1 protein-coding gene and 1 pseudogene are annotated in these 1,142 nt (G+C 70.3%); one reads left to right on the top strand and one right to left on the bottom strand.

Annotation, left to right across the window (positions count from 1 at the left end; all coding sequences use genetic code 11):
• On the top strand, window positions 1-955 hold a 955-nt coding region (locus AC1DYN_RS32670; protein WP_477966986.1), incomplete at its 5' end, for a hybrid sensor histidine kinase/response regulator.
• Here the strand turns inward: AC1DYN_RS32670 and AC1DYN_RS32665 are convergent.
• Window positions 936-1,142: pseudogene (locus tag AC1DYN_RS32665) on the bottom strand (DUF2243 domain-containing protein); the annotation flags it as partial. The gene AC1DYN_RS32670 and the pseudogene AC1DYN_RS32665 overlap by 20 nt on opposite strands.

Below are 1,142 nucleotides of genomic sequence, written 5' to 3'. Positions count from 1 at the left end.
GATGGACGTCTCGCGCGTCACGCGCGGCCTGATCACGCTGGAGCACGACATCCTCGACGCCAAGGCGCTGATTGCCGATGCCGTCGAGCAGACCAGGCCCCTGATCGCCGCGCGCCGGCACAGCCTGGACGTGCACACGCCGCACGAACCGGCCTTCGTGCGCGGTGACCAGAAGCGCCTCGTGCAGGTGCTGGCCAACCTGCTGGGCAATGCGGCCAAGTACACGCCGGAAGGTGGCGAGATTGCCGTGTCGCTGGAAGTGCGCGGGGCGCTCGTGCGCTTCACGGTGCGCGACAACGGTATCGGCATGGCGCCGTCACTGATTGCCAGCGTGTTCGAGCTGTTCATGCAGGGCGAGCGCACGTCGGACCGCTCGCAGGGCGGCCTGGGCATCGGCCTGGCCCTGGTGCACAGCCTGGTCGAGTTGCATGGCGGCGCCGTGTCGGCGCACAGCGCGGGCCTCGGCCAGGGCAGCGCATTCACGGTCGTGCTGCCGGCCGTGGCGAGCGATGTCGACGCGCTGCCCGCGCCCGCGCACCGCTTGCCGGCGCCCACCGGACCGCGCCTGCGCATCATGGTTGTGGACGACAACGTCGATGCGGCGCAGATGCTGTCGATGTTTCTCGAGGCGGCCGGGCACGACGTGGTCACCGAACACAGTCCGTACGCGGCGCTTGAACGCGCGCGGGTCGACACGGTCGATGTGTTCCTGCTCGATATCGGGCTGCCCGACATGGACGGCTACGAACTGGCACAGCGCCTGCGCCAGCGCGCCGGTGGCGCAGGCGCCACCTTCATCGCGATCACCGGCTACGGCCAGGAGTCCGACCGGGGCTCGAGCATGAACGCGGGTTTTTCGTACCACTTCGTCAAGCCGGTCGACACGCTGGAGCTGGCGCGCCTGCTGGCGACGCTGGCCGAAAAGCCGGCCAGGTTCAAGGCCGGCTCCAGTTGACGCAGCCGCCCGGCGCGCCCGCCCCGCTCACCAGCAGCGCACCGTGCCGGTACAGGGTCAGATGATCCCGGGCCGGGATGGCCATCACGACCACGCCCATCGCGCGGTCGCTCCAGACCAGGCGCCCATCGACGGCGTCGAGCGCGGCGAACACCTCGCGCGGTCCGGCGCCCGGATGAAACACGAC

Source organism: Rhizobacter sp. P2_D12 (genome assembly GCF_056404395.1).
This window is presented reverse-complemented; position numbering and strand designations above follow the sequence as displayed.